31 protein-coding genes are annotated in these 24,740 nt (G+C 60.7%); 5 read left to right on the forward strand and 26 right to left on the reverse strand.

Annotated elements, in window-relative coordinates; translation table 11 throughout:
- The first annotated feature begins 114 nt into the window (after positions 1-114).
- Positions 115-1,632, forward strand: coding sequence for an O-antigen ligase family protein (locus NO932_RS11505; protein ID WP_309207471.1), 1,518 nt, complete (start codon positions 115-117; stop codon positions 1,630-1,632).
- Complete coding sequence (locus NO932_RS11510; protein ID WP_309207472.1) at positions 1,632-1,796, forward strand: hypothetical protein; 165 nt, start codon at positions 1,632-1,634, stop codon at positions 1,794-1,796. The genes NO932_RS11505 and NO932_RS11510 overlap by 1 nt, the downstream gene beginning before the upstream one ends.
- On the opposite strand, the gene NO932_RS11515 is transcribed toward NO932_RS11510, so the two are convergent.
- The 11 genes from NO932_RS11515 to NO932_RS11565 form a co-directional block, all read right to left on the reverse strand.
- A complete protein-coding gene (locus NO932_RS11515) occupies positions 1,793-4,633 on the reverse strand; it encodes a tail fiber domain-containing protein (RefSeq protein WP_309207473.1) in 2,841 nt (946 codons plus the stop codon). The two genes, NO932_RS11510 and NO932_RS11515, sit on opposite strands and share 4 nt — an antisense overlap.
- Positions 4,634-4,699: 66 nt before the next feature.
- On the reverse strand, positions 4,700-7,681 hold the full coding sequence (locus tag NO932_RS11520; RefSeq protein WP_309207474.1) for a phage tail protein: 2,982 nt from the start codon (positions 7,679-7,681) through the stop codon (positions 4,700-4,702).
- A gap of 15 nt (positions 7,682-7,696) precedes the next feature.
- Positions 7,697-8,092 (reverse strand): NlpC/P60 family protein, encoded by a 396-nt coding sequence (locus NO932_RS11525; protein WP_309207475.1) that lies wholly within the window; start codon positions 8,090-8,092, stop codon positions 7,697-7,699.
- 2 nt (positions 8,093-8,094) lie between these two features.
- The gene (locus tag NO932_RS11530; protein WP_309207476.1) at positions 8,095-8,628 is read right to left on the reverse strand and encodes a hypothetical protein; all 534 of its coding nucleotides are present in this window, start codon (positions 8,626-8,628) and stop codon (positions 8,095-8,097) included.
- Positions 8,625-9,047, reverse strand: a complete 423-nt coding sequence (locus tag NO932_RS11535) for a hypothetical protein (protein ID WP_309207477.1) — start codon at positions 9,045-9,047, stop codon at positions 8,625-8,627. Before NO932_RS11535 ends, NO932_RS11530 begins: the two co-directional genes overlap by 4 nt.
- On the reverse strand, positions 9,044-10,831 hold the full coding sequence (locus NO932_RS11540) for a hypothetical protein (RefSeq protein ID WP_309207478.1): 1,788 nt from the start codon (positions 10,829-10,831) through the stop codon (positions 9,044-9,046). Before NO932_RS11540 ends, NO932_RS11535 begins: the two co-directional genes overlap by 4 nt.
- 10 nt (positions 10,832-10,841) lie before the next feature.
- The gene (locus tag NO932_RS11545; RefSeq protein WP_309207479.1) at positions 10,842-11,108 is read right to left on the reverse strand and encodes a hypothetical protein; all 267 of its coding nucleotides are present in this window, start codon (positions 11,106-11,108) and stop codon (positions 10,842-10,844) included.
- 89 nt (positions 11,109-11,197) lie between these two features.
- Entirely contained in the window at positions 11,198-11,593 is a 396-nt protein-coding gene (locus NO932_RS11550; RefSeq protein ID WP_309207480.1) for a hypothetical protein, read from the reverse strand.
- 9 nt (positions 11,594-11,602) lie between these two features.
- A complete protein-coding gene (locus tag NO932_RS11555; RefSeq protein ID WP_309207481.1) occupies positions 11,603-12,085 on the reverse strand; it encodes a hypothetical protein in 483 nt (160 codons plus the stop codon).
- A gap of 24 nt (positions 12,086-12,109) precedes the next feature.
- The gene (locus NO932_RS11560; protein ID WP_309207482.1) at positions 12,110-12,256 is read right to left on the reverse strand and encodes a hypothetical protein; all 147 of its coding nucleotides are present in this window, start codon (positions 12,254-12,256) and stop codon (positions 12,110-12,112) included.
- A gap of 2 nt (positions 12,257-12,258) precedes the next feature.
- Complete coding sequence (locus tag NO932_RS11565; protein ID WP_309207483.1) at positions 12,259-12,687, reverse strand: phage tail terminator-like protein; 429 nt, start codon at positions 12,685-12,687, stop codon at positions 12,259-12,261.
- Between the two features lie 31 nt (positions 12,688-12,718).
- Between NO932_RS11565 and NO932_RS11570 the strand changes: the two genes are divergently transcribed.
- Entirely contained in the window at positions 12,719-12,925 is a 207-nt protein-coding gene (locus NO932_RS11570; RefSeq protein ID WP_309207484.1) for a hypothetical protein, read from the forward strand.
- Here the strand turns inward: NO932_RS11570 and NO932_RS11575 are convergent.
- Positions 12,894-13,325, reverse strand: coding sequence for an HK97 gp10 family phage protein (locus NO932_RS11575; protein WP_309207485.1), 432 nt, complete (start codon positions 13,323-13,325; stop codon positions 12,894-12,896). The two genes, NO932_RS11570 and NO932_RS11575, sit on opposite strands and share 32 nt — an antisense overlap.
- Positions 13,322-14,368 carry a head morphogenesis protein gene (locus NO932_RS11580; RefSeq protein ID WP_309207486.1) on the reverse strand — a complete coding sequence of 349 codons (1,047 nt, stop codon included), beginning with the start codon at positions 14,366-14,368 and terminating at the stop codon, positions 13,322-13,324. The genes NO932_RS11575 and NO932_RS11580 overlap by 4 nt, the downstream gene beginning before the upstream one ends.
- A 62-nt stretch (positions 14,369-14,430) precedes the next feature.
- Between NO932_RS11580 and NO932_RS11585 the strand changes: the two genes are divergently transcribed.
- Positions 14,431-14,652, forward strand: coding sequence for a hypothetical protein (locus NO932_RS11585; protein ID WP_309207487.1), 222 nt, complete (start codon positions 14,431-14,433; stop codon positions 14,650-14,652).
- Here the strand turns inward: NO932_RS11585 and NO932_RS11590 are convergent.
- Together NO932_RS11590 and NO932_RS11595 are read right to left on the reverse strand one after the other, a co-directional pair.
- A complete protein-coding gene (locus NO932_RS11590) occupies positions 14,649-15,068 on the reverse strand; it encodes a hypothetical protein (protein WP_309207488.1) in 420 nt (139 codons plus the stop codon). The genes NO932_RS11585 and NO932_RS11590 overlap by 4 nt on opposite strands.
- 1 nt (position 15,069) lies before the next feature.
- On the reverse strand, positions 15,070-15,549 hold the full coding sequence (locus NO932_RS11595; RefSeq protein ID WP_309207489.1) for a DnaT-like ssDNA-binding protein: 480 nt from the start codon (positions 15,547-15,549) through the stop codon (positions 15,070-15,072).
- Between the two features lie 92 nt (positions 15,550-15,641).
- On the opposite strand from NO932_RS11595, the gene NO932_RS11600 reads away from it, so the two are divergent.
- Positions 15,642-15,800, forward strand: a complete 159-nt coding sequence (locus tag NO932_RS11600; protein WP_309207490.1) for a hypothetical protein — start codon at positions 15,642-15,644, stop codon at positions 15,798-15,800.
- Positions 15,801-15,840: 40 nt separating this feature from the next.
- On the opposite strand, the gene NO932_RS11605 is transcribed toward NO932_RS11600, so the two are convergent.
- The 11 genes from NO932_RS11605 to NO932_RS11655 all read right to left on the reverse strand — a co-directional run bounded on the left by NO932_RS11605 (position 15,841) and on the right by NO932_RS11655 (position 24,442).
- Positions 15,841-16,194 (reverse strand): hypothetical protein, encoded by a 354-nt coding sequence (locus tag NO932_RS11605; RefSeq protein WP_309207491.1) that lies wholly within the window; start codon positions 16,192-16,194, stop codon positions 15,841-15,843.
- Between the two features lie 3 nt (positions 16,195-16,197).
- A complete protein-coding gene (locus NO932_RS11610) occupies positions 16,198-17,142 on the reverse strand; it encodes a major capsid family protein (RefSeq protein WP_309207492.1) in 945 nt (314 codons plus the stop codon).
- Between the two features lie 20 nt (positions 17,143-17,162).
- Complete coding sequence (locus NO932_RS11615) at positions 17,163-17,597, reverse strand: DUF2190 domain-containing protein (RefSeq protein ID WP_309207493.1); 435 nt, start codon at positions 17,595-17,597, stop codon at positions 17,163-17,165.
- Positions 17,597-18,733 (reverse strand): DUF2213 domain-containing protein, encoded by a 1,137-nt coding sequence (locus NO932_RS11620; protein WP_309207494.1) that lies wholly within the window; start codon positions 18,731-18,733, stop codon positions 17,597-17,599. The genes NO932_RS11615 and NO932_RS11620 overlap by 1 nt, the downstream gene beginning before the upstream one ends.
- Positions 18,734-18,919: 186 nt before the next feature.
- Positions 18,920-20,776 carry an anti-CBASS protein Acb1 family protein gene (locus NO932_RS11625; protein ID WP_309207495.1) on the reverse strand — a complete coding sequence of 619 codons (1,857 nt, stop codon included), beginning with the start codon at positions 20,774-20,776 and terminating at the stop codon, positions 18,920-18,922.
- 8 nt (positions 20,777-20,784) lie between these two features.
- Positions 20,785-22,113 (reverse strand): phage terminase large subunit, encoded by a 1,329-nt coding sequence (locus tag NO932_RS11630; protein WP_309207496.1) that lies wholly within the window; start codon positions 22,111-22,113, stop codon positions 20,785-20,787.
- 3 nt (positions 22,114-22,116) lie between these two features.
- Complete coding sequence (locus tag NO932_RS11635; RefSeq protein WP_309207497.1) at positions 22,117-22,635, reverse strand: terminase small subunit; 519 nt, start codon at positions 22,633-22,635, stop codon at positions 22,117-22,119.
- Between the two features lie 3 nt (positions 22,636-22,638).
- Entirely contained in the window at positions 22,639-22,833 is a 195-nt protein-coding gene (locus tag NO932_RS11640) for a hypothetical protein (protein ID WP_309207498.1), read from the reverse strand.
- A 284-nt stretch (positions 22,834-23,117) separates the two neighbouring features.
- Positions 23,118-23,342 (reverse strand): hypothetical protein, encoded by a 225-nt coding sequence (locus tag NO932_RS11645; RefSeq protein ID WP_309207499.1) that lies wholly within the window; start codon positions 23,340-23,342, stop codon positions 23,118-23,120.
- A gap of 96 nt (positions 23,343-23,438) precedes the next feature.
- Positions 23,439-23,621, reverse strand: a complete 183-nt coding sequence (locus NO932_RS11650; protein WP_309207500.1) for a hypothetical protein — start codon at positions 23,619-23,621, stop codon at positions 23,439-23,441.
- A gap of 194 nt (positions 23,622-23,815) precedes the next feature.
- Positions 23,816-24,442 (reverse strand): hypothetical protein, encoded by a 627-nt coding sequence (locus NO932_RS11655; RefSeq protein WP_309207501.1) that lies wholly within the window; start codon positions 24,440-24,442, stop codon positions 23,816-23,818.
- Between the last annotated feature and the right edge of the window lie 298 nt (positions 24,443-24,740).

A 24,740-nucleotide genomic window follows, 5' to 3' on the forward strand; every position in this document is an offset into this window, starting at 1 on the left:
CGGGCGATAGATATATCCCGCTTCTCAAAAAGCGGTCTTTGTGGTACGAGCACCCGAAACCATGACTTAAAGATAGTGACGCCTTTGTCATATTTCGCGACAAACAGACGTGCCTTGGTATTTTGGGGCATTTTCCTTGTCTTGCTTCTAGCGTGCTTTCGAGGCCCGCTGACATTTTTGATGGGAAATCTTGCAACCGTAGCAGTCGCTTTTCCCGTCTTCTTGCTTGCGCTTCTGATAGATTGGCCGAAGGCGCTTCATCAAATCCGACGCCCCGAGATTTGGATCGCGCTTTGCTTAATCGTTTGGACCGCGATCAAAATACCATTCTCAGATAGCTTGGTGAGAGGCTCTCTCGGCTTTGGTCACCTCGCGTTCCCCATTGTCGCCTTTCTTATATTCTTGGCGCTGATGAGTTCCGCGAACCTGCGGCCCCGTTCTTACTTCAAAATAGCCTTGGGAATTTCTGCCGTTCTCGCGGCTGGTGTAGCGGTAGAGGTTGTATTCGATCAACCGCTCTCGACGTTGTTGCAGCACTCCGTTCCCCAAGACGTTGCCGAGATGTTCGCGCCGTTCCGCGTTGGCTCGTTCATAGGCGCATCGTTGCCATTTGGCGTGGTTATTTCCCTCCTGCTCCCGTTTGTCATCGTGGCCGCTCTTAGACAGCCGAACGTTTGGACCTACGCGCTTCTTGTCAGCTTCGTTCCGATGATCCTTGCTACATACGGGCGCGGCGCGATGCTTCAGTCCGCGATTGCTGCGCTGGCAGCAATTGTGCTTCTGGCAATCAATCGGTATTCCACACCAGCGAATGAGCGGGTGAGATTTCCCCGCCTCCCGGTCTGGCAGGCTGCTAGCGCTGCCGCCCTAGTGATTGCCGCTCTTCCATTTGCGTACAACGCCGTACCTAACTCAATCTCAGATCGTTTTGAATCCGGGCTCTCTACCGCTTGCGGAATAGCCTCATTTGGCAGGCTGTGTATTGAGATACCGGTTACCTCCCAAGCCGAAGCTCGGGCCGATGGCCCAGATATTTCCCAAGCCGAATCCCAGAGTGGCCGCCCAGATATTCCCCAAGCTCAGGCCGGCGACGTCTGCGACGTTGTGCTTAGCGTGAGGGAGCGGCGAGGAGACGACTTTGACGCCGACGCCGTTTACGATCGATGCCTGCAAGGCGCAGCATCTGGGCTTGATGTGTCCAGCATCGGGCGCTTCGAGGTCTACAATGCAATCTTTGCGTACCAAGACACCTGGACGAAGCGGATATTCGGCGGGTCGCTAATGGCATCGGGAAACTTCGTCAAGAACTTCGGGTTTGACTATCTGATTCCAGGAGTAGAAGCCTCCGAAAGCTATTACCTAAAGCTGTATAGCGAGGTAGGCTTGGTAGGCGCTGTTCTCTTCGTCGCGCTGCTACTCACAGCAATCGTGCGGCCGGTGATACGGGCTTTCACTCTGCCAAAAGATCAATGGACATTTGCCGGCCTCGCATCGGCCGCCGCACTAGCTGGGATATCGCTGGAAATGGCCTTCCTACAGTCGCTGGAAAACCCCGTCGTGGCGCTCGTGTTCGGTTGGGTCTTGGCCATTGCCGTGTTTAGCGCCAAATCCCCAACAGAGGAGCACAACTGATGGAAATCCCAACTTGGTCTGATCTTCAACACAACCCGGTCGAGGATATCGAACTATTCTTGTTCGCTGTGTCCTTCTTGATTGTGTCTTTGATGGCGGGGGCGGCCTTCCTGTTGTTCAAAGCGTATAAATTCTTGAAGGGCCGCCGCGCCGCTCGCTCCTAATTCTGCGTTACCCCATCAAGTTGCCGGCGCACATAAGCGGCTTCGAAAGCCTCAGCTTCGGTATAAACGACGCTATAGAGAGAACCGGCTTCTACAACCAGCTTGCCATCTTCATCGAACTCGTCCCCCCATTCCCTGTACTTTACGAGATTGAGCTTCATCGCATCTAGTCCATGCGAGGCGAACGCCTCGACAACCTGTTGCGCCACAAGCCCAACATGCCAAGGCGCATCATCGCCAAGCTCTGCAACCTCAGCTTTGAGCTTGTATCGTTTCCGTTTCACATCACCCCAGGCATCCAACCACTCATCCGGGAGATCGCCAATCTGTTCTTTGATACGTTCATCCGAGCTAACGTCGGGTGCGTTCTGCAAAAAGATGTTACGCACTTGGCGCGCAGCGCTGCCGATGTCGTTGGCGCCGTTCGGGTTCGGTAACCAATGGCCTGTTCCCGAGATTTCCCACACGCTTGTCCCTGCATTCTGAATACGCAGCAGGTTGGTGCTGCCGCCATAGATATCCATCCGAAGGCCGGATGCGCCATTTGTGGACGTATAAGTCCGCAGTGCAGCGATATCGAAGACCTGATTGCCGCGCCGGATAAGCGTGGTGATGTCGCTGTTGGTATTGGTGACTTCCGTGGCCGGGTTAAACAGCCCCACAAGCTCGCGATATTTGTTGGTGCCAAGTAGCACCACGGGTGCGGTGACGCCTCCAGTTCCACCGAAATGGGGGTTAACCAGGCGGAAGCGGTCAGATGAGGCTCCTGCTTGGATGCCAATGGCGAACGGGTTCCCGCCGGCCGTGATCTCGATATGCTCAACAACATTATCGCGGTTGTTTGTGCGATACGCGCAATCGGTAGCCAGAGCGTTTCGGTTCTCAAGCCACGAATTGACGTTGTAGCTATTCGACCCGTTGTCGGTCCAACCCCAAATGGCATCCCCGCTTGTCGCGCCGCCAAGGTTCCAATCTTCCGCGCCGCAAGTGGTGAAGACGTTGTGCCGAGAATTGGCATCAAGGAACCACCCTGCCCCTTGGCAATTTGAGGCGAAAACAGTCGTGTAGGTGATATTGTTGGAGCCCTGCGAGTAGATCGCAGGATGGGAAGCCGAACCATCGAGAACGCGGACTTCATGGATGAATCCGTAATAAGAGTTACGGATCAATAGCGTATTGGCCCCGGTATTATTTGCGCCGTTTCCGTCAATGCCGAAATTCGACAGCCCAATGGAGGATACCCCGTTGGTGTCCAACACTGGAGCATTTAGGCCGTTTGCGGCCACCAATCGGGTGTTGTAGTTGTTGACACCAAAGAAGTGCGTTCCGAAGGGGATTGCGTCGACGCCAGGCACGAACGTCTTGACCCGGACTGTTTCCTCGATCAGAAGCCAACCGGCTCCAAGGTCGACGGACGGGAAAAGCTCGGCACAGGCATTGATGCGGTTACCGGAGGCGAGGCCTGCCAAGGCAGCAGAGCGACTTGGATAAGGCACGGCCCCAAACCAAGTGACCTTACCCGTGCCGGTCCCTATTTCCGGGCGCACCCAGGCACCTGACCCGCCGGTAATATCCGGCCCTTTGGTCACGTAAGCGCCCTCGTATGGGTCCTTATGCTGGCGAACCGTAAAGTTCGTCGTCCCGGTCAGAGTGACAGCCGTGCCCGCCCTCGCATCGGCAAGAGACGACGCCAGCTTGAAGTTGTCGGCATCGACATAGATCACCCAATATAGGGTATTGGTGCTGAGCCCATTGACCGACGTGGTTACGATCACAGCCTCGCCCAGCGTCAGATTGTGCGCCGCCCGAGTGATCGTCCCGGTAGCGCTGTTGACCGCTGTACTGGTGATCGCAGGGCCAAGCATCTCCCCCGAAAGGTCAGAGCCCTTCCAGGTGACCATGCCCTCGATCCCAGCCGCCGCAAGAAACGTGGTGGTGTACCTGGATGTGTTCAGCGCCTTCAGTGCAGCCTTGCTGGTGACAGCAGGGGCAAGCGTATTGGCCAGCGACGATGCAAGCTTCGGTTCAGTAACTTCCCCGTCTGACAGCGCAACATCCGTTGCCGCCCAGGCAACCCCATCCCAAGTCTTGCGTCGGTTCTCACTGGTGCTCCAGTATTCAGCGCCAGTAATTGGTGCCCCTCCTGCGTCAGCGGTCGCGCTGGCGTCATCGGAATAAGCGCCAAGATATTTCTCATTGAAATCAGCTAGGCTGTTAGCCGCCTCACTCGCACTCTGCGCCGCACTAGCTGCCGCACCAGCATCCAGCAACAGTTGGTACTTGCCATCCCGGAGGGCGAACATGACCGTCCCGGTCCACTCCCCGGCGGCCAGAGGATTGCCGGCAAGATTCACGACCTCGCGCTGGGGCTCGCCGTTGATGGAGAGCGTCATCGCGCCAGCATTGGGTGTCTCCACGAAGGCGAAGAACACTTCGATGCTGGCAGGATCAACACCAGGCTTAACATCGGCAGTCTGGGCGTTGGCCGTGCCGCCGAAGTTGATGAGCTGGGCAAAAGTGTCCGCAAAACCCCTCCCCCACACCCATGCGCCTTCCTCGCGAGCGTAATAGCCATTGTTGGCCGGAACGGGATCGGCGAGCACGATGCCGCCCATTTGCTCATTTGCGGGAACGACAGCGTCGAGATCGGCTTTCGTGAGGGCATAGACCGTATTGCCGAACACGAACGGCCCGGATGCCGCCAATTGGTTGGTCAGCGCCTGTACCGGCACGCGCGCGGTCTTTGCCACACCATCTTCGGTGATGTTTCCGATCAGTTCATCGATCGAGAACTGACGCTCGAGATTGGTGGTGCGGATGCCGTCACGAATGGCCATGCCTATGCTCCAAAGCGAAAAGCCCAGCTCAGTGGCCGGGTGAAGTGGTCTGCGATGATCGGTGGATCAGGAGATCGTTTCCTGCCCGAGGGAGAAGCCCACACTCTGGGTTCCCTCGTCGTTTTCGGTAACGGCGAAGAACCACCAGATTCCCGCCGGCACTGTCTCAGTGCGGCTGTAGTGCGAATTGGGCGCCGCGGTGAACGCGACTATTTCGGTGACGCCCGTTCCGTCCGAATTGGGCCCGTAATAGAGGGCCACGGCGGTCACCAGCGGATCGTTCGGCGTCGTCAGGTCGAAGGTGGCCTGCCCCGTCCCGCCCGTCACAGAGCCCGAGGTGATCGGGTCCGGTTGCGGCAATGGCGGCGTCTCTGCACCGGTTGAGGTGAAGATGTCGGACCAATCGCTGGAATATCCGTAGATCGAGGTTGCAAGCCTCTGCATCTCGATCTCGGCGCCCGACGAATAGCCCGTGGCGATCACCATGCCATCGGCCGCTGGGACCGGAGCGTTCAGCGTCCATGTCGTCGTTCCGGCCAGCCGGTGCCGCAGGGTGAAAGTGCCGACCACTGCCGGGCTCCCCTCGCCTGCCTCAAGACGCACCAGAACACCATCAGGATCACCGACTGCATCGAAATAGGGCTCGATCGCGAGCACCTTCGGAATGGCGGGAATTGCGACGTCGAGTCCCGCATCTTGCCCTGCCCTGCCGTTCCATGCCGGCGGCACCTCGGCATCGGTCAACTGATCGATGATCGGAGCGGCGTGGAGCATGGTCAGGACGCTTGTCATGGCCTGGCCGGACTGTACCCCCGCCACGACCAGATCATAGCTCTCCTGCCCCGCCAGGCCGAAATGAACGATATCTCCGGCCTTGGGCAATGGACCGTCACCACTCAGGGCCACGCTGTCCGTTTCCCCGGCGAAGGGCATGATGATGCGGACGATGCTTGATGTGGTCGCCGCCTCACCTTCGCCTTCCTCAACCATGAAGCGCAGGGCATAGCTCTGCCCCGGCTCCATTTCGACGATCCCGTCAAGCGTCACCAACTGCCCGCGCACGGCCTTTACCCGATGCCCCGACATGACGCGCGAGATTACCGGGAAGCTGCCTTTCACCCGATCGCCCCGCGTTGCCGTCCTGACCGCGCCGTCCTGCACCGCTGAGAACTGTGTGGGACGATAGATCGCCTCATATTGCCGGCGCCGGGCTTCGATCCAGATTTCGTCAGGATCGGTCTTACCTGGCATCTCGAGGTGTTCGGTAACGGTGATGTCGCCGGTATAGCCAGGCCAGCGCACAAGGCGCTCGCGCTGCTGGAAATCACTGGTCTGATCGAGGAACGCCACACGGAAGGCATGGGGCGGTTTGGGGTAACCGTGCGACCAGCCGAAGTTCCGGCTATTGCGGTCATTGACGTGCGCCACGACCAAATCCTGGGGTCGATCGATAATGACGCCCCATTTGGTGCCATCGAACCGAGGAGCGGCCCTGCCTGCCCCGGTAATCTCGGTCAACGCGTCCCATTGCGAGGCCGCTGCCTCATGGATGCGATCGTATTTCAGCCCCTTGGTACGGCAGAAGTCGTGAAAGTCCTCGAACTGGTCGAGGTCCAATGATCTATCGGCCTCGGGGAAGGCACATTCCGGCCCTTGCAGCGCCAGCCGGTAATAGGAGGCCGGGTTGCGCGACTTGCGTAGCGTCCATTCGCCAGTGGTGTGGTCATAGTCTGGCACCAGGCGCTCTGCGATAGCGTTGAAGGTGTCGAGTTGCGAGTTGAGCTGATAGGTTGCCTTGACCCGCAGGGAGACAAGACAGAGCGGCTTGTCGAAGTTGACCGGCTTTTCGGGCCTGAAGCTCTGCAACGCCAGCCAGACCGTCTTATCCACGATCTCCGTTTCTTCAGCCTCATGGGTGACGCGGGTAAGCTCGATCTCCCAGCGGCCACGGCTGGGCAGGGCCCAACGGTGGGAGCGGTAGAAACCTTCCCGCTTCTCCGCCCGAACTGAAAGCGTCGTGACCTCCTGCCACGAGCCGCCAGAGGCCGGGCGCTGCCGAATCCTGATGACAACCGTGGTGGGCTTCAGTTCACCTGCATCGCCCCCGGACTCATGGACATCGGTAAGACCGGAGGGCCAGCTCAAAATCACATTGGCTTCCGTCGCATCGCCTGCCGTGAAGCGTGCGACAGGGGTTTCCGGTCCTGTGCCAATAATCGTGCCGGCATCGTTGCGTAGGCGGTCGCGGCGCAGCTCGACGCCAAGCACCTCCTCTATCACCTGCTGGGGATAGAGCGTGATCGGATCGTCGTCGGGATAACCCTCCCTGATCTCGTATTCGACCTCATCGAACTTCTCGATCGGCGTGTCACCGAGTTTGAGGTTCGACAGCTCGACCGGGCCATAGCCGAAGGTGAACAGCGCCCGGACATATTGGAGATCACCAACGATCTCGGTGTAGCTCGGCGCGGCAAACATTGGAGCGTAGCGAATGCGCCCAGCGATAGAAGGAACGGCGCCATCGGGATTGGCGGAGTTCTTCCAGCCCGAGATTTGGTATAGCGGACGTTCCGACTGCTGATCGACACCACGACGGGCGGGCGGGATCAACATGTTGAGCAGATAGCCGCCCGCAATGGTGACACCGGCAGCGAAGGCGGCCGCACCGATATTGGCCGCAAGCGCACTCCCGCCGAACAGGCCACCGATCATGGGGCCGGCCCAGAACTGCCCCAAGGCCGTGGCGCCGATCGATACCGCGATCATCAGCGCGTTGCGCAGCATGTCGCCGCCGTGAACGAGCTTGATCAGGACGCGGACACCGGGGCGCGGGCGAATGCGATGCCAAGCCTTCCGGGCTGACAGGAGCGTTTCGCCAACATTGGACACCAGCCACACCCTGGCCCGATCCAACATCTCCTCTGTGGCGTGCGGCAAGACCTCCGCGATGATCTGGGCAACCGTAGCGCCATAGGGCAACTCGATCTCGATCCGGCCCACTGCCGGGTCAAGCGAGGGCATGGCGCAAACGGGTACGCGAGCGGTCATCGATGATCCTTGAGGTTATGCCAGCGCGCGATGGCGCCAGAAGCCGGTCAGGCGGTTTGCCCAGATGCCGGACGTGTAATCTTCAATGCACGAGGGCTTGCCCCTCGAACTGTGGAGCATAAGCCCCGGCTTAACGACGATGCCGACGTGACTTTCCCAGCCGCCCCGCCGGAAGGTTACGAGATCGAGTTCCTTCGGACGCTCGACGCTCACCCACTGGCCCTTGGTGCGGCCAATGAATGCCGAAACCTCTTCCACCTCCTCCGAGGACGCATATTCCCCAGCGTAGGACGGCGCAGGAACGCCGAAGCTCGTCAGGACGAGCCAGCATACCCCATAGCAATCTGCGCCCGCCACAGAGCGCCCGAGAGGCTCGTACGGCAGGCCCAGGAATTTCTCTGACCAGTGCATGGCTACGGGTGCAATCCTGGGAACCGTTCGCGCGTCATTCGTCCCGCCGGCCAAGGCTCGGCGGTGACGGGATCGCGGGTGATCGAAAGCGTGATTTGGCCGCCATCACCTTCGACATTGATCAGCTTGAATCCGTGCCACTCCTGTTCGACCACGTTCGGAGATGAGGCGAGCACCACGGCAATGGACACCTCTGCCCGCTGGGTGGTCGAAAGAAGCACCTCGGCCATAGAGGCATCGACAGCATCGAGGACGAACTGTGCCGCCGGCGGAGCCGCTTCCTCATCGTCGGGCAGTTGCACGCTGATCAGGACGAAGCGGAACGCCTGTTCATCGTCGTTCGGATCGGCGCCGAGCCAGTTCGACCGCGTGCCATAGGCCAGCGGTGCATAACTGATCCGCTCCGTCGGATCGGTGGAGAGCCGGACGATTTGCTCCGTCTCGGGGTGCGTGAACTGGATCAGCACCACCTCAACTTCAGACGACGCCACGGCATCGTGGGCGAGCCGGGCATTGAGCGAAATAATGCGGCTCATGGCAGGATCACCAGTTCAAACGCGACTTTCCAGTCCAGACCGAAAGGCGTCACCGTTGCCCCGCCCTGCCCGAACAGGCAGGCCCAGGTCGATGTCACCAGCAGAGGATCATCCTCATGGTCGAGCAAATGAATGCCGTCCGCCGTGAGGACATACACGCCGTCGCTGTCCCACGCCGGCATGGTGAACACGGCGGCGCCCTCCTTGCACTCATCGTCGTAGAAGCGCTCGAAGCGGGCCTTTTGGTCATAGGAGCAAACGAAGGAAACCGAGACGCTTTCCGTCGCCTTTGACGTGCCGCGGCGAACCGTCGGCGGGGCATTGTCGAATTGCCCGAACCGACGGTTATCGCCCGTTCCGCGCTGGAAGCCATCCACCAGAGGCCGATATAGCTCAGGGGGCCATGCTGGCAAGGTCATCGCTTTACAAGGCTCCCTTGGGCTCGCATGGCCTGAGCCGAGCGGCTACCGGGCCGGGCAATGGCCCCGGCGACGGCGCGGTCAAGGATGATCTCCTGCCTATATCCGCCCTGTCCATCGCTCTCGAGCGGGCCGCGCGTAACCTCGACGCCCGCATTATCGATGAAGTTGAGCGTGATGTTGGGGGCAACATTGGAGTTCGCCGCCCCGGCGCCCTTCGTCAGATCGGTGACGTATTCATTGGGGTGCAAGATGCCGAGGCGCCCGCCCCTACCGTCGATACCACCTGACCGCGAGCCAGACCAGGTGTAACCGCCGCCGTCCCACGAGCCGATGCCCATGCCGGGAAGGCCGGGGTAGAAGCCGCCGGGAACATAGCTCGAAGGCGCGTTGAATGCCCCGCCGCCGGGAAACAGCATGCTCACAAGCGAATTGATGCCGTTATTCATGATCGTATCGAGCCATGCCGATGCGAACTGGCCGAGCTTGTCGATCAACATATCTAGAACGTTGCCGACGATATTGCCGCCGCTCTTGATGGCTTCGAACAGGCCGGAACCGAGGCCCTGGAAGGCATTGCGGAGTCCCTCAGCCACATCGAAGGCTTTGTTGGCGACCTCCGAGAGCCCCTCATCGGCCAGTTTCTTAGCGTTATCGTTCGCCGCGCCCGTGGCACCATCCAAAGCCTCCATCTCTTGACGTGCCCGCGCGATCTCCTGGGCCCGCTGGGACAGTGCTCCGAAGGCGTCTCCAAGATAGTCTCGCCCCATGGCGCTGCCGAAAGCATCCGATGCTCTCGCCGCCACTCCCGAGGCTGCACCGCTGAACGGATTATCCAGCGTCACACGCGGAACCACGCGCATCGGCTCATCCAGTTGGGGGATTTGGACGCCGGTATCACGAAGCACTCCATTCATGCTGGCGATCAAACCGTTGATCGTAGCAATGGCTTGTCGCGCCATCTGGACGATCCCGTCGAGGAACAACTGCCCCGCCTGAATGGCAAGATCCCCGAGCGCCGACGGCAATTGATCCCACGTCGCCATAATGGCGTCGAACGACCCTACAAACGTTCCGATGATGCCATTGCCTACTGTCTTCAGAACCGGAGATATCCAGTCCCAAAGCTGCCGGAACCAGCTAACCACCTGATTGATGGCGGGCATAACGGCGCCGACGATCGTTTCGGAAAGCAACTGCCACCCGGCGATGGCCACGTCGAAGAACCCGACCTGTACATCGGAGGTCTTGTTGATCTCATACGTCATGCCTGCGACGGCCGCAGTGACCGCGCCAATGGCCAATGCCACCGGCCCGATGTAGCGGACGAAGGTGGCCAATTGCGCCGCGATATCGACAAACGCGGCCCTTAGCCCACCTTGCCCCACATACATCTGTGCGATCTGGGCAAACTGAAAGCCCAGGTTCTGGAGCGCATAGATGCCCATCGTGGGGGCAGTCGCCAACGCCTGGCCGATGTCGAATAGTTGGAAGGTGAGGTTACGGCCGGTGCCGGCCAATCGCTGCTGCTCTGACGCATTTATCCGCATGAACCCGGTGAGGCGGTTGAATGCCGCGCCCACGGCGTCAACGGCAGACCTCAAGCCCTGCCCGATAGCCCCTGCAAGGTTGCGGGCAGAAGCGGCGGCAGCGGCAGCGGCCCCCCCCATGCGGTTGGTTGATCCCGCTGCGACCGTTGCCGCAGAGCCCATCGCCTTGAGGTTGATTTCCGCCCTCTTGGCGTCATCGGAATTCACGGTGATGTGCAAGCCAGCGACTTCCATCACGGCGCTCCTATTTCTTGGATTGGGCTTCGGCGTCTCGGCGGCGCTGCTGATCAGCGAATTCAGCGCTTAGAGCAGCGCGATAAGCATCATCCATGTCACGGATGATTTCGACCTCATCGGGGCGGATGGATTGCCCAGTCATCTCCGACCATAGCCGAATTCCGGCGAGGCCAATGGGCTGAGGCCCGTTCATGCCCTGCTGACGGTCGCGGTTCATATCCCAGAACCACTCCCACAGATGCTCGCCAGCTTCTGGGATAACGATCTCGGGCACGGGCTCTTCAAAGCGAACGTAGCGATCGCGCCTCGTGTCGCCCTTCCAGTCCTTCGTATCGAACTTGGCAACAATGGAAGCTGCCAGGCTCAGGGATTCTCCGAGTTCGCCGTAAAATTTGCGATGGTATTGGCCGCCTCCGCCACCTGCGCGAAGAACCACGGTTCGGCGTCGAGAACCTCGAACTTGGCCTTGTAGGTGTCATCGGGCACCTTGCCATGCCAGGTGTTGTCGCCCCAATCCCACGAGGCGATATATGCCGCAGCCTTCTCAATCTCTTGCTGCTCGAGCGTGGCGCCCTTGATAAGCTTCCGCTTCTGGCTGCGCTCAAGGTTCGCGTCGGTCTGCTGGCGCAAGACCTTCTTCACTTCGGCGCTGCCGGCCGACCGGATCATGCATGTGATGCCGGTCGGTTCCTCGGTGACGGGGTGAAGGATTTCGAGCGTGAAAAGCTGCTCGTACTGGACAATTCCCGAGATTTCCATTGGGCCCTCTTACGGCACGATCGCTTCGTTCGGCACGTCCACGGGGATTTGCTGGAGCCCCACGGTGTAGGTCTTGGTGCGGAAGTCATCCGAGCCGCCAAACCCATCCGTAGGTACGCCCACGGCGCCTCGGTTGTACTGGATCGAGTTCGTCGTGTTATCGTCCGGGGCGTCGTCCTCTTCGATCTTGAAACCCCAGGACTGCCGCGTCTGCGAGGCATCAGCGAGTTGGATTTGGCCAAGATCATCCGGCTTTGGCCGAAGCTCGATCGTCATGTCGGCAGGGGTGGTCAGTCCCTTTTGCTTGTTCGCCACGTCTTCATCAAGAAGCCCGTACGTCGGGAAGTTGGTCGAAGCGCCGCCTCCGGTCGCTGTTCCAATCCGCCCAATACGTACCCACGTCAGGGCCTCGAATGCAGCCCGGTCCAGGTTCTCATCCCCCACCGGTCCATCCGAGATGTAATATTTGCGTCCAGCACCAGTGCCAGCCATCGCAGTTTCTCCTTGTCGGGTTGATTAGGCGGAGGGCTTGGCCTTGTCGGCCTCGCGCTTCGCGGTTGTCTCCGCCACCTTCGTGTGGAGCTTGGGGTTAAACTCGCGCTCATAAATGCGCTGCTTGCTGCCGTCCTTCTTGCGGACGACAATCGTGTCCTTGATGTTCATGGCTATGCCTCTGTTTTCCATCTCACGGTGATCGGGGTGACGAAGCGCTGCCGCTCGTCATCTAAGAAGCCGCCGCCGACTTCGGGTGCCTCCGAGACTTTGACGGTGATCCCGCCGTAGCGCATGGGCAGATCGGCAGGGAAATGGCCAGCAATGTCGCCTGCCATCTCTTGGGAATGAGGGCGGCTGGTGTCGCCTGGTCGGAACATGAGCCCCAACTGAACGAAGCCCTGGCGAAAGGGCGGATCGCCGCCGTCAAGGTATCGCCGTTGCGGACGGTTAGGGCGATACATCACCTCAATGACCATGCCGTTGGGCAGTGTCTCGGGTCGGTCGCCATCAATGGTCGTGTGCGGCTGAGACAGGCTCAGCGTGTCGATGCGCGCCTTGATCGCCAGCCAGATTTTCGTCTCGACTGTCGGTGTAGCCATCCGGCCCTCACTGGTTTAGATTGCGGCGCCGATGCCGAAGAAACTCACCGATCGCGAAGTCTATGAACGCTTGCATGCCGCAGGGCTTGCGCTTGGCAATGATGATGGCGAGACGGTCATCGGAGACACTGCGCTAAAGGCAGCTCGCAAAGACCTCGCCATGCTCCAGATGGCCCTTGTGGCCGCAGAGGAGCGCGAGGAGCGGCTTAAACCTTCAGAGCCGACCGTACCCTCCTGACGTTCTCAGCGACGTGCTGCTGCCAGTTCTGCGCGGCCAGCCTGATAAACCCGTCTCGATACTCGCGGATGCCTGCATAGGCCGCTGTGTAGCCGAAATAGAGCGGATCGGTGATATCGGACCCCAAGATGACCAGTTCGATATCGGCAGCGCTATAGCTGTAGGAGCCCGGCGATGCGTCGCTCGGCGGGCGATACTCGGGGTTGATCGAAGGCATCCGGCTTGTGGACGCCATCAGCGAGTTCCATAGAAAGCCGGTCCTCACCCGCATGTGCCCGCCGGCACCGCGAGGCGTCTGCATCTCTCCAACAACGTCTTGCGCAGCGCCCTTGCGGACGGCATCAATCGCCCCCGGCACCTTCGCTGCCCAGGTTCCTACCTGAGCCTCAAACGAGGTCACTGCACCACTCTTCGCTGCTCAGCCAGCATCGCGGCGTAGTCGATCCGGTATTCGACCCGGCATCGGCAGCCTATCGTGTGCTTGCCCGGCGCGTCGGGATCATGCGGATAGCGGACGCTGGTCCCGTCAGGCATGACGAACGGCTCCAGATAGGGCACAGCCTTGCCGCTCATGGCCTGGTGCTGCACGCGCGGATGTTCCGCATAGGAATGGCGCCAGATCTTCTCCACGAAACGGGCGTCTACCTTCCCCTGCTGGATCGCCTGACGCATTGCATCATCACGAGCCTTGCCCAAGGCATTGAGCGTTTCCGTTCGGCCAATCGTCTCGCCCCTGAGCGCGAGGTAACTATCCGACAGGCGGCCCGTGATCCGGGCTACAAGTTCAGCGCTGATCGGACGCCCATCCCTGATCGCCGCCATGACGCTTGGATCGAACCGCTTGTTTCGGCGGGACAGCGTCAGGTAATGGCGCATGCCCTCTACGTCTCCAGAGAGAAGCGCTGAGCGGGCGTTTGCCACCGTCCGCTCCTGAGCAGCCGTGAGGCCCAATACGCCGCCTGTGCGCTCGTTTGTGGCCCTTGATACGCGCCCCACGAGATCAAGGGCGGTTTGGCGAGGGTTCTGACCTCGGGCCAAGCCAGCCATGAGATGCTGACGGGCCGCTTCGCGCTGATCCTCAACGATTCGGGTGATCAGAGTTGAGCTATGGCGCCGAAGCCATTCCTCCGCCTCTGGATTGCGAACCCCGAAGCGGAACAACACCCGCCCGCCTTCCGGGTCGCGGATGCGGAGCGCATCGGCCTGGGCGATCCCACCAGAGTTGTATGCCTCCCCAATCAACAGATCGAGCCTGCCATAAGCCTCGCGCTCGATCTGCAGTGCGTCGATGGCGCCGGCGATATCCCCGCGCTCCAATCGATCGATCAGCAGCTTGAGCGTCACGCTCGATCTGATCTCGGCGACAGCAGCAAGGAAGGCGTCACGGACCTGCGGCTCCAGCCTTTCGGCCAGGGCCTCGAATATCTGGCGCTGTGTGGGCATGGCTTTCCTTGCGGCGCAGTCCGGTGCAAAGTCCGCTTCCACCTTCGAACGCGGAGTGCTTCATGTTTTATGTCTGGATCGCAGCCGCGTTCGCGGCCGGCATGCTCTTGTCGATCATCCCTATTGCACTGCAGCTCAAAGGGACCCTTGAGTTGATTAAGAACCGATCGGCCGAGGACCGACTGTCCGGGGCCGTCGAACTCCTGCACGGTATCTACTGGCTGCTCTGGATTGCTGTGGGCTTCCTTGCAGCGATACTTGCCGCGCTCATCGTCCCTCGCTAACTGGTGAGCGTGAGCTCATAGAGGACCACCACGCCAGCAGGCGAAAGGGGCTTCACGTCCAACAGCTCTTGCCACACCACATTCGCATCCCCAGCCGTCACAACCTGCGCCTCTGTCATCCCCAGCACGATCCTGTCGTCATCCGATGGGACAACACCGGCAGCGCCCGAGATGGTCACCGTCCGCTTGGTCTGGCCGATCAGCGTTCCGTTGATATCCCGAAGCTCCTGATCCGAGATCAGCACCCGGACCTCATGATAGGTGGGAACACCGCCGGGCGGGTCCCATGGGTTCTGCGGCTCCCCTGTCCCTTCCTTGCGGATGACGGCTGGGTGGCCATCGGGCTCGAAGATGTCGCCTATGGACCTGATAGCCCCCTCGACTTCCGCGGCGATGCTGTTCCAATCCTCAGCCATGTCAGACCACCAAAATGTCGGGGATGCCGCCCACAGGGACCAGGAACGGCGCCAAGAGCCCTTCCACGGCGCTGAGGACCGGGATCATCGCCCCGGCAGCACTGGCATCGCCAATGACGTCCCATTCGATCTTGTCGACTTTCGTCAGCACCTTTGTGGTGCCGGGCGTGTAGGTCACCGAGAGGGAACCGGGCGCCTTTGCCTCGGCGAAGGCCGCCACATAGCTCGCCTTGATCACAGCATCGGGGATGACATCGCTGCCGATCGCCTGGCCATAGGCCTTGGCGCCCGTACGCGGCCATGCCCGTTCCTGAGCAAATCCGCCGGTCGGCACTCCCGAGAAGCGTGATCCATATGTCCCATCGATATACGAGCTGCCCCGCTCCCGCAGGACTGCGATGGATGGAGCGCCCTCTGGCAGCGTGAATCCGTTTTCGGAGAGCCAGTCAGTAAAACCCTGGTCGGTGCCATAGCCAGCCATGCGGACGTCTCTCCAGATTATTCTTCTGTTCCGACGCATCCGAGCGAGCTCAACGCTATATACAAGCCATAAGCTCAACAAAGGAGTTCGAGATGAGCGAACAAGCACGTCGCGCGGAACAGAATGCGTTTGAACTTGGCCAGCAGCACTCGAGGAACGAGCACTACGACAATCCCTACCCGCCTCAGTCGCAGTACAGCGATCTGTACGATCAGGGCTTTGAGATCGAGCGCGAAACGATCTTCGAATAAGTCAGATCGGGGCGCGGCAGTGGTCCGCGCCCCTTGGTGATTATGCGTCTGCCTTGGCCTTAAGAGCCGCGATAATCTCGTCCTTGGTGGACGGGGTATCGTCGCCCAGCACCTTCGATGCAGCGGCCTTGAACGTCATGAAGTTGCCATCGGCAAGCTCGAGGACTTCGGCAGCGGTCTTGGGCTGTTCGTCCTGCTTGGGCGCAGCGTCGGCCTTAGCCTTCCCGGCGATCACCGAGAGGGCACCGCTCTTCACGCGAGCGTCGAAGACCTTGGTCTTGATGACGTCGAGGTCTTTGGTCTCGCCCGGTGCCAGAGACACGGTGCGGACCTTGCCGTCGACCTTGGCGTTGACGCCAAGGATGGCTTTGGAGGTGTTGGTGATCTTGGTCATGGCTTAGATCCCATCCATGTAGCGCATCGCACCGGGGAGCGAGACGTCGACGCCACCGATACGGAACGCGCCCGGCACGTCGTAGCGGAACGGGCCTGTCTGCCACACGGGGAAGAAGCGGAAGGGCATCGGCATATTGAGCCGCAGCACTTCCTCATCGTTCCGGTAGCCAACCATACGGGCCGTGCCACCATCACCAGCGGTTTCGAGACCACGAATGCCGCGCATGTTGAGCGGCTGGCCCGTCTCCATGGTGTAGACGTTGTTCTCGCGAAGCCACGAGAGGATGGTGGTCTCGGTGTTCTCCGACAGCTGGCGAGTGCCGATGTCGTGCATCTGCGTATAGGGCAGAAGGATCGTATCGATCATCTCGACAGTGTTGGAGCCGGTGAAGACGCCCGAGATCATGGCATTGACGTCGGCCATGATCTGGCCGGGGGTCTTGTCCGCCCATTCGGTCGAAGAACCGGTGCCCGTGGCGGCCGCATCAACGGCGGTCACGTTCGGGTTGTTGGTGATGCCGGTGAAGCCCTTTTCGGTGTCACCGAAGAAGGCCACCGAATCCACCTTCTCCTCGGAAGCGCGGCGAGCAGCCGAGCCCTTGCGCGAGGACAGGTCGATGCCGAGCTGCTGAGCCTGGGCCAGCTCCTCGACGTTCCAGCCGTAACCGATAGCGGCCATCGATACGGTCGCTTCGGTCTTGGCGCGGAGCAGTTCGACCTTCGGCACGTCATCGGCGCCGGCGTTCATCCATTCGGCCTGGCCCACACCATCGAGCGAGAAATAGGTGATGGACTTCACCCATTCCGGCCCGGTGGTGTCGACGGGCACCAGGCCGCGATACCGGATCGCCGGGTAGCGGGCCTGATAGACCGTCGCATTGATGCGGGATGCCTGCGAGACCGCGAAGCTCATCGCGACCTGAGCATCCATCTGGAAGTGTTTCATCTCAAGCTTTCCTTTCTGGCTTAGCTCAGGTTGACGACAGCCAGACCGGCGCCCGAGGTCGAAGTCTCGAACTTGCCAATCAGGGTGTTGTCGGTGGCGACGTTGGTGATGACGCCAGTGGCCGGCACGAAGTAGGCCAGGTCGCCGGCCGCGACGGCGACCGAGGCCTGGACGACAATCGGACCTTGGGTGCGTACGCGAGCCGTGGCGTACTGCGGGTAGCTGTCCTGCAGTTGCGTGGTGTCGAGCACCGTGATTCCCACGAAGGGAGTGGCCGCAGCAGAAACGACGATCTGACGATCCCCGGTGCCCTGCACTGCCACCTTGCCAAAGCCGATACCGGCGGCGGTTTCAACGTTGCGCGACACGTCCTCGCCAGGCGTGCGCATGTCGGGGATCATGCCCTCGACCCAACGGGCCATCCCGTCGGCATAAGTGGTCTGGAGCGGGTCCATTACGCGGCCTCCGTCTTGCGGTTGAGATCAGCGATCGAGGCGGCATAGGCCTTGTCCTCGTCAGCCATGGCGCTGTCGTTCGACTGGATGCCGCTACGCAGCGTTTCCCGGAACGTGTCCGTGGTTTCCTTGCCGGCGTCTTCGGCGAGGATGTCGAAGCGGGCCGAGATGTAGTCGGCCGACTTGTCCTTGACCGCGGCATCGCCAAGCTTGGCAGTCACGACTGCCTTGCGGATGTCGGCATCGCTGAGGCCGTCGGTCTTGACGTCCTTGGCGATTTTGGTGGCCACGGTGACGAGCGCGGCGCGATCTGCGACGAGCTTGTCGAGGGCAGCACCATCGACCACCTTGGCCTTGAGATCATCGATCTCGGCGTCCTTGGTGGCGATTTCCTTGTCCTTGGCAGCAAGGGCAGCGGCATGGGCCGTATCGGCTTCTGTCGCCTTCTTGGCCGCGTCAGCAAGGCGCTGCTGCAGCGTGGCAATGACGGTGGCGCCCTGATCGGTCACCTCGACCGGGATGCCATCGACGGTTACCGTCTTCAGGTTCATTGGAGTTTCCTTTTCAGGGGTTGCGTCATGGATCGGGGCAGCGCCCCACTTTCCCGCCTCGTCACCGATGCGAGCCTGAGAACCAGCCCGCGCCCGATCGACAAGCGCGAGATGGTTGATCTTGATTGAGCGTTGCTGTGCGTCGAACGGTTGGCCGTCAGCGGTCACGCCAGGCGTCCAATCGAGTTCACAGAGATAGCCAGCGGAAAGCTCACGCTTCCCCGCCTCGACAGCGTTGATCGCTGCAGCATCCTTGAGGATGAGGGGAAGCATCACCCATTCACCGTCCTGCTTGGCCGCAGTGCTGACCTCGCCAACCGATAGCTGGCGCCAGTTGTCCGCCGTGACCTGCTCCGACGGGTGATCGACCGTAACCGGGGCATGGCTGAACGACTGGAGGCTATCCTGTGCAAAGACCTCGTCGGGTCCGCGATAGACGCGCACCACGTTGAGATCGGGTCGCCCCACCTCATCGCCGGTGTAAAGCTGAATGCCGGTGCGGACGCACTTGGCCTCTGCGATCAGATAGCCGTCAGCGGTCCGGCGCGGCTTGCCCGCGACGGTTACAGCGTCAGTGAATTGCATGGGGTCCTCGAATAATGTGCTAGGCGAAGCGCCCAATAGGCGCTAAAGGAAGCGCGGGCGGGGGAGCGGGTGACACCAAGGTCCCAAATACCTTTTCGGCTGATGTCTGCCGTACCAACGGAGCTAAGGCCTACATAGTAAGAGGAACCGAGGGCTGGGAGAGATGCCCGGATGCGTTTCTCCCGCCTATAAATCCTCGGCCCAGCGTTCATTGACCTCGGCGAACACCTCCGGCCCAAACAACAACCGGCCTTGGTAAGGCTCGATGTCCTCGAGGTCGCCTTCAAAGCCGTGCGTGATCGTCACGTGGGGCTGATACTCCGGCCAATCCCACGATGCCCCATTGGCAACCATGGATTCGTGCCGCCACTCCAGCTCAAACGAGCGGAACAGCAGCACCAGAGCCTTGCTCTCAGGACCGAACTTCTCCATCAGGCGGGGCCCGCCCTCGGCGATCTCGATCTTGGCTTCCCACGCCTGCCCCATCTTCATCCAGTCCACGGCCTCGCGGCTGAATGTGATGGTTACGTGCATGTCATCAGCCGGCAGGGTCGTCTCGACGCCCTGAGCCTTGAAGTGAGCAATCACCTCATCGGCGTTGAGCAGCTTTCGGCTAACGTAGAGTGTGCGCGGGGCGGCGTCATTCGTGCCCACAGGGACCTCAGGAGCGGCGGAAGGCACGGCGGCGGCCTCTAGGTCGCCTTCGTCCTCTTCCTGCTCTCCTAGCGTCCCGTATTGCTCGATCGCTGCCTCCAGACCGGAGAGAGACCCATCCTCGATCAACTCGTTGACCAAAGCATCGGACAGCGCCTCGATCGGCATAAGGGCCGGAGACGTTCCGCCCGTGCCAGCAATCGTGCGCGCCGCATCCGCCTTGGCCTTGAAGACCTCTGCCTTTTCCTTTTCCGACATACCCCAGAGCGGCGACCAGTTGAAATGGATGTCCTTGTCCCGCGACCCCAGAGCGGAGCGGATCAGGCATTCATCCAGCCGGGCCATGGCCGGCGTCATCTCGAGCTCCTGCATGGCGCTGAGACGATCGTAATAGTTTCGCAGGTCCGATTCACCGGTGGCGTTCATGCCTGCCGGTGACTGACCCAGGAGGCGCGTGGCAGGGATATCAGCCGCACCGGACACGATCTGCAGAAAGCGGTCGAGGACGTCGGGCAGCGTGGCAAAGGTCGCCGTCTTGCTCTCGTATTCCTCTTCCTTGTCGAGCATCAGCGTACCGTTGATGCCCTTGGCCGTATTCGCCAAGGTATAGCGCTCAAGGATCTTCTGCTTGTAGCCCTCATCGCCCAGAGAGGCCATGAAGTTGGGCACCTTGATGATGTCGATCTTGGCCTCGAACACCAGAGAGGCGATGTTCGCCGCTGTGCTGTCGGCCTGCTTGATGGCATCGATCACGGATTGAAGCACACTGTCGCCCCAACCCCGGTTTGTTGCCACAAGATCGTCATCGGTCGGCGCCACGCCATGGAAGATCACCAGCCGCGACGGATGAATGTCTACCTGCGCCGTCTCGCCCGAGTTGATCTGATAGCTCTTGGGCTGGCCATAGAACTCCGAGGCCGGGTCGCGCTCGATCTCGCCGGCAGTCAACTGGCGGCGGGTCAGCACCGTGAGATACTGAAGGCCATCTCGCCCGATGCGCTCCACATTGAGAGGCTGGCTGAGGTCCGTGTCACCCGTGCCCAGCATGATCGCAGCACCGCCCCAAAGGCGGGCCTTGACGCGGGCCTCCAACACCTTGCCCTTAACGTTGAGGCGCTTTTCCTCGGCCTCTAGGGCTTCGATCTGCGCCGTCGTGGCCTGCCAGTCGCGCCACGCCCTCACGCTGTCGAAGGCGGGGATGTCAACGATCTTCCGGGGCAGCCATGCCGTCTTGTAGGCGGCGATGATCTGGTCATCGGTCAGCAGGGTCAGGGCGTAGAAGGTCGATGCCGACTTGTCCCGCTCCGTGCCCATACGGCTGACGAGGTTGGTCAGGCTGTCGCCAACGACCGATAGAGGATGGCCGCTCGGGCCATAGATGACAGCCATGCCCGCTCCTATACGTTGGCCAGAGTGAAGGTTGAACCGTCCAACATCAATTCGGTAAGTGCCCAAACCAGAGCATCGGCCCGGTCAGGCGATCCCTCGCCCACGTACCCGGCCGCAGTGAAATTGCACATCTGATCTTCAAGGTCGGCAAAGTCGCCCACATGGTGCACGCGCCCTTGCTCATAGAGGGCGCTGATAGGCTCGGCGCGAACTGCCTTGCCCCTGCTCGCCACCACTTCCTTGAAAGCCGCATTCTTGTCGGCAGTGGCCACGGTGAACCTCACCATGTCGCCGCCGTAGTTGCGTTCACCCACGATCCGGTTGGCGCCGAACCTGTGGTACAGATCAACGGCCCGTCGGCCCCACCCTTCCGGGCTCATCTGGCAGGTTCCGTCATGGAGCACATAGCCGTGCCCATCCATGCCCAACCCGGCCACGATGATACCGATATCGTCGCCACCACCATCGCCGCGCGTGCCGCTCGGATCGACCGAAACAACAATGCGTTGCAGTTCTGGGGCTTCGGAGACACGCAGACTGTCCAGGCCCGGCATTGTCTTGCCGTCGGGCGCCTTGCGGTCTTCCAGCGCCCAGAGAGCGCCGCTGACTTCGCTGGCCCATTCGCCCGCCTCGAACCTCAGCCTCTTGGCCGCTGACATCGAGGCAAGGACATCAAAATACTCGGCCGGCAGGTTGTCGGCGTTGTCCGCAGGGTTGACCTGCATCTCTGCGTAATCGTCCGGGTTGGCCAGCGCCTCTTTTGTGCCGGGCTTCATCTTGGCCCGGAACATCTGATAGGACCAATGGAGCTTGGACGGTGGATTGCAGTCGAAGTACGCCTTGAGCGCCAGGAACTTCCTTCCCGTCGCTTCTGCTATCTCCGGTGCCAACTCGCACTTTTGCGCCAGGCGAGACATGGCCGTCTCGACCGATGCCCACGGTATTTGGCTGCTTTCGTTGAAATAGAGCGTGGCGTATTCCTGCCCAAGGATCTTCTCGACCCGCTCCTTATCGTCCAGCCCTGCGATCCAGGCCTGTGACCCGTTGGGCATCTCGACAAAGAAGTCTGTCTTGTCGAACCGGACCCGAAGGCTCGGGAAGCACAGCTTGAGCACCTTGGGCAGCGTGTCCGACCACACCGATGTCTTGGCGTGGTTGAACCGAAACCGAAAGATCACATGGCGCGACCCAGGGGCATTGACCGCCCGCTGAATGATGGCCCGGACCAGAACGAAGGTCTTGCCCGACCTCGAGCCGCCGCGCAGCATGATATTGCGCGCCTGGCTGGCCAGGAGCCGGTTAGCCTCCCGTTGCTTCTCCGTGAGTTGAACGGTCATGCGTCACAGCTCGGCGTCCTCGGGCGTCACGACAAGGTTCATGCTCCCAGAGTGCTCCACACGCTCGACGAACATGCCGAGGTGCTTGGCGATCTTCTCCAAGGCGCTGTTCTTGTCCCACATCTTAATCTTGTGGACGTGCTCTATAACCGTGCGGCCTTCGGCGTCCTTTTCATTCGTGTTGCGCGAAACGACCTCGACTGCGGCCACAGCAGCGGCAAAATCGTCATCCCACTCTTGCGGGGGCAGCAGTGCGCCACCCGGCGTAAACGCCTTGCGGACATCGGAGAAGCCTAGCCGGGCCATCTCATGCAGGACCCGTTCAACGGTTGCCTCTGCCCTTTCGGCTCCTTTGCCGACAAGTTCGGAAACGCGCGCCTCAATGTTCACATTTGTTGACAGACGTGATGCAGCCGAACGGCTTTCCTTATACCCGGCAGCGACATACGCTTCGGAGGCAGAAAGGCCCTTGGCGAGCCCTTGGGCAAATGCCTCGTGCTTTGCGTTCTTGAGAGCAGGCATGGACTAAACCAGACCGCCCTTCCACGGCTTACCATCCCCATAAAGGAAGGCGTGTTCGACCGGATCGAGCGGGCGGCTCAACTCCTGCGCCACCTGTTCCGCCTGCCCCTCTGCGAACTGCTCAAGGATCTCTCGGGGCACTTCGGGGAAGGCTTCTGCCATATCGGCTTCAATCCAGCGCTTGGCGAAGTCACGCATATAAGCCTCCATTGATGAACCTTGCCGCCCCTCCCGCGTTGAATCGCCCTCGGAGGAACCCATGCCCAAGATCACCATAGGCGATACCGTCACAATAGAAGCAACCGTAAGCCGGGTTTCTGACGATGGGTCAGAGATTACCGTAAGGCTACCGCACTATGGGTATCCGGTTACGCTTCCTCAGAACTCGGTAGCGTTTAAGGCGAAGGCTGGGCCTAAACCAAAGCAGCGCACTCAGGTTCGAGGGAGTATGCTGTCCAAGGTGTTGGGCGATGAGGATTAGGCTATTGCCTCTCTGCCTCCATCGCCTTGATGGTTTCGAGCAGCCCTCGGATGGCCGAAGCCCCATCCCCCATCAGTAGATCAACACCAGAGACGTCGATCTCCCCAGATGGGGTTTTAGGCCACGGCGCGATATAGCGGCGCAGGAACGATCTCGCCGCCTTCTTGCGGGCCTCGACCACAAGAGGGTCCAGCGGATCGCTATAATCTGCGCGCGCTCTCGCCATACCCTCTCCTGAGATTTGAATTGGTGCCGGACCTCCGCCGCCCGGCTGGCTAACCAAGGAACCTCTGGGTCAACCATGGAAGCTAGGTTCCATGGTTTAGTTCAGACCGCCGATCTCCGGCTCATCATCGTCCGCCTCGCCCGTCAGCACGATGGCCATGCCCAGGTCTGCAAGCGCCTCTTGGGCGCGCACCGCTGCGGCGGCGAGATCGTTCAGGGCATCGGTTGCTGTCTTCACCTTGGCAGGGTCGAGTTCGGGGATGAAATCGGCCTTGTCCATGGTGGCAGTCCTTTCAAAAGGGGCATGGGCGGGCCGCTCAAGCAGGAAGTCAGCGGCCTAAGAGGGTGAAGGCTTTGCCTGCTGCCGATCACCAGGCGGAACGCATTACTGCGACCGCTTCGCCCAATGAAAAGCCCCGCTACCGTCTCCGGCGCGGGGCGCGTGCGAACGCATCTGCTCGCGATTATCTTTTGCTAGACTGCTTCGGCCGTCATGTCAACAGCTTTCCGGTTAACTGGGGTCGGTATCTTGTAGTGCCGGCACAGAGCGTTGAGCGCTTCCCGAAGATCCCCGATCAGGTGGGGCATGTCCTTGTCCTGCTCCACGATGAGGTTGATCGCCGCCCATAGGTTGGAGCGACCACCAAGAACGTTCTGCGCTTGCTGCAGCGCCTCTCGTGCTCGCTCGTAGCGCTTGCGGTTCATCTTCGCCCGCTCGACGTTCTCGCCATGACTGATGCCGGGGACGTGGGCCAGGTCTATGGCCGAATCGTCCTTGGGGCTCTGCATGACCTTGGCATAGGCCGCTCTATCTTCGAGCCAGATGAACGCCGCGTCCGCCTGTTGACGACTGATGCCGCCGCCCTGCATCCCCATGAGCGCCAGGCGCCCGACAACGGACCCGGAAAGCTGATCCCGTGCCAGCTTTGCGTTGAGCCCAAAAATGCGCTGCCGCGCTCCGATCGCCACGCTCATCATTTCCCTTTCTGCCTTGTCATGGGCGTCCCGCTTGCGCTGGCCGACGCCTTTCCGATTGATCCGGCCGCTGGGCTCCCGCTTGCCCTCGGCCCTGTTGTGCGCCGGTTTGCTGTGCCTACCCATCAGCCTGTCCTTTCGCCGCTTCTGCGCAGTATCCGCGCCCGTTGTGATCCCGAGCGCACCACCATTGGCCTGCCCGCTTCTGGTCCTTTGTCGCGATCGCCTGTCTCAAGTTCACGCCTTCCCCGTACATCGCTGTTTTCCCGCATCCTTCACACGTCGCGATCATCGCCAGCGGCGTGATCGATTGTCCGTCTTTCTCGAACACTGGCCCGCTTCTCTTGAATGTCACTGGCACCGTGTCTGTCCTGTTGTTGGAACTCTGAGCTTCGTTTCCCGACGCTGCTTTCGGACGGGTTTG

It is taken from the genome of Pelagibacterium sp. 26DY04 (assembly GCF_031202305.1).
Classification (GTDB): Bacteria; Pseudomonadota; Alphaproteobacteria; order Rhizobiales; family Devosiaceae; genus Pelagibacterium.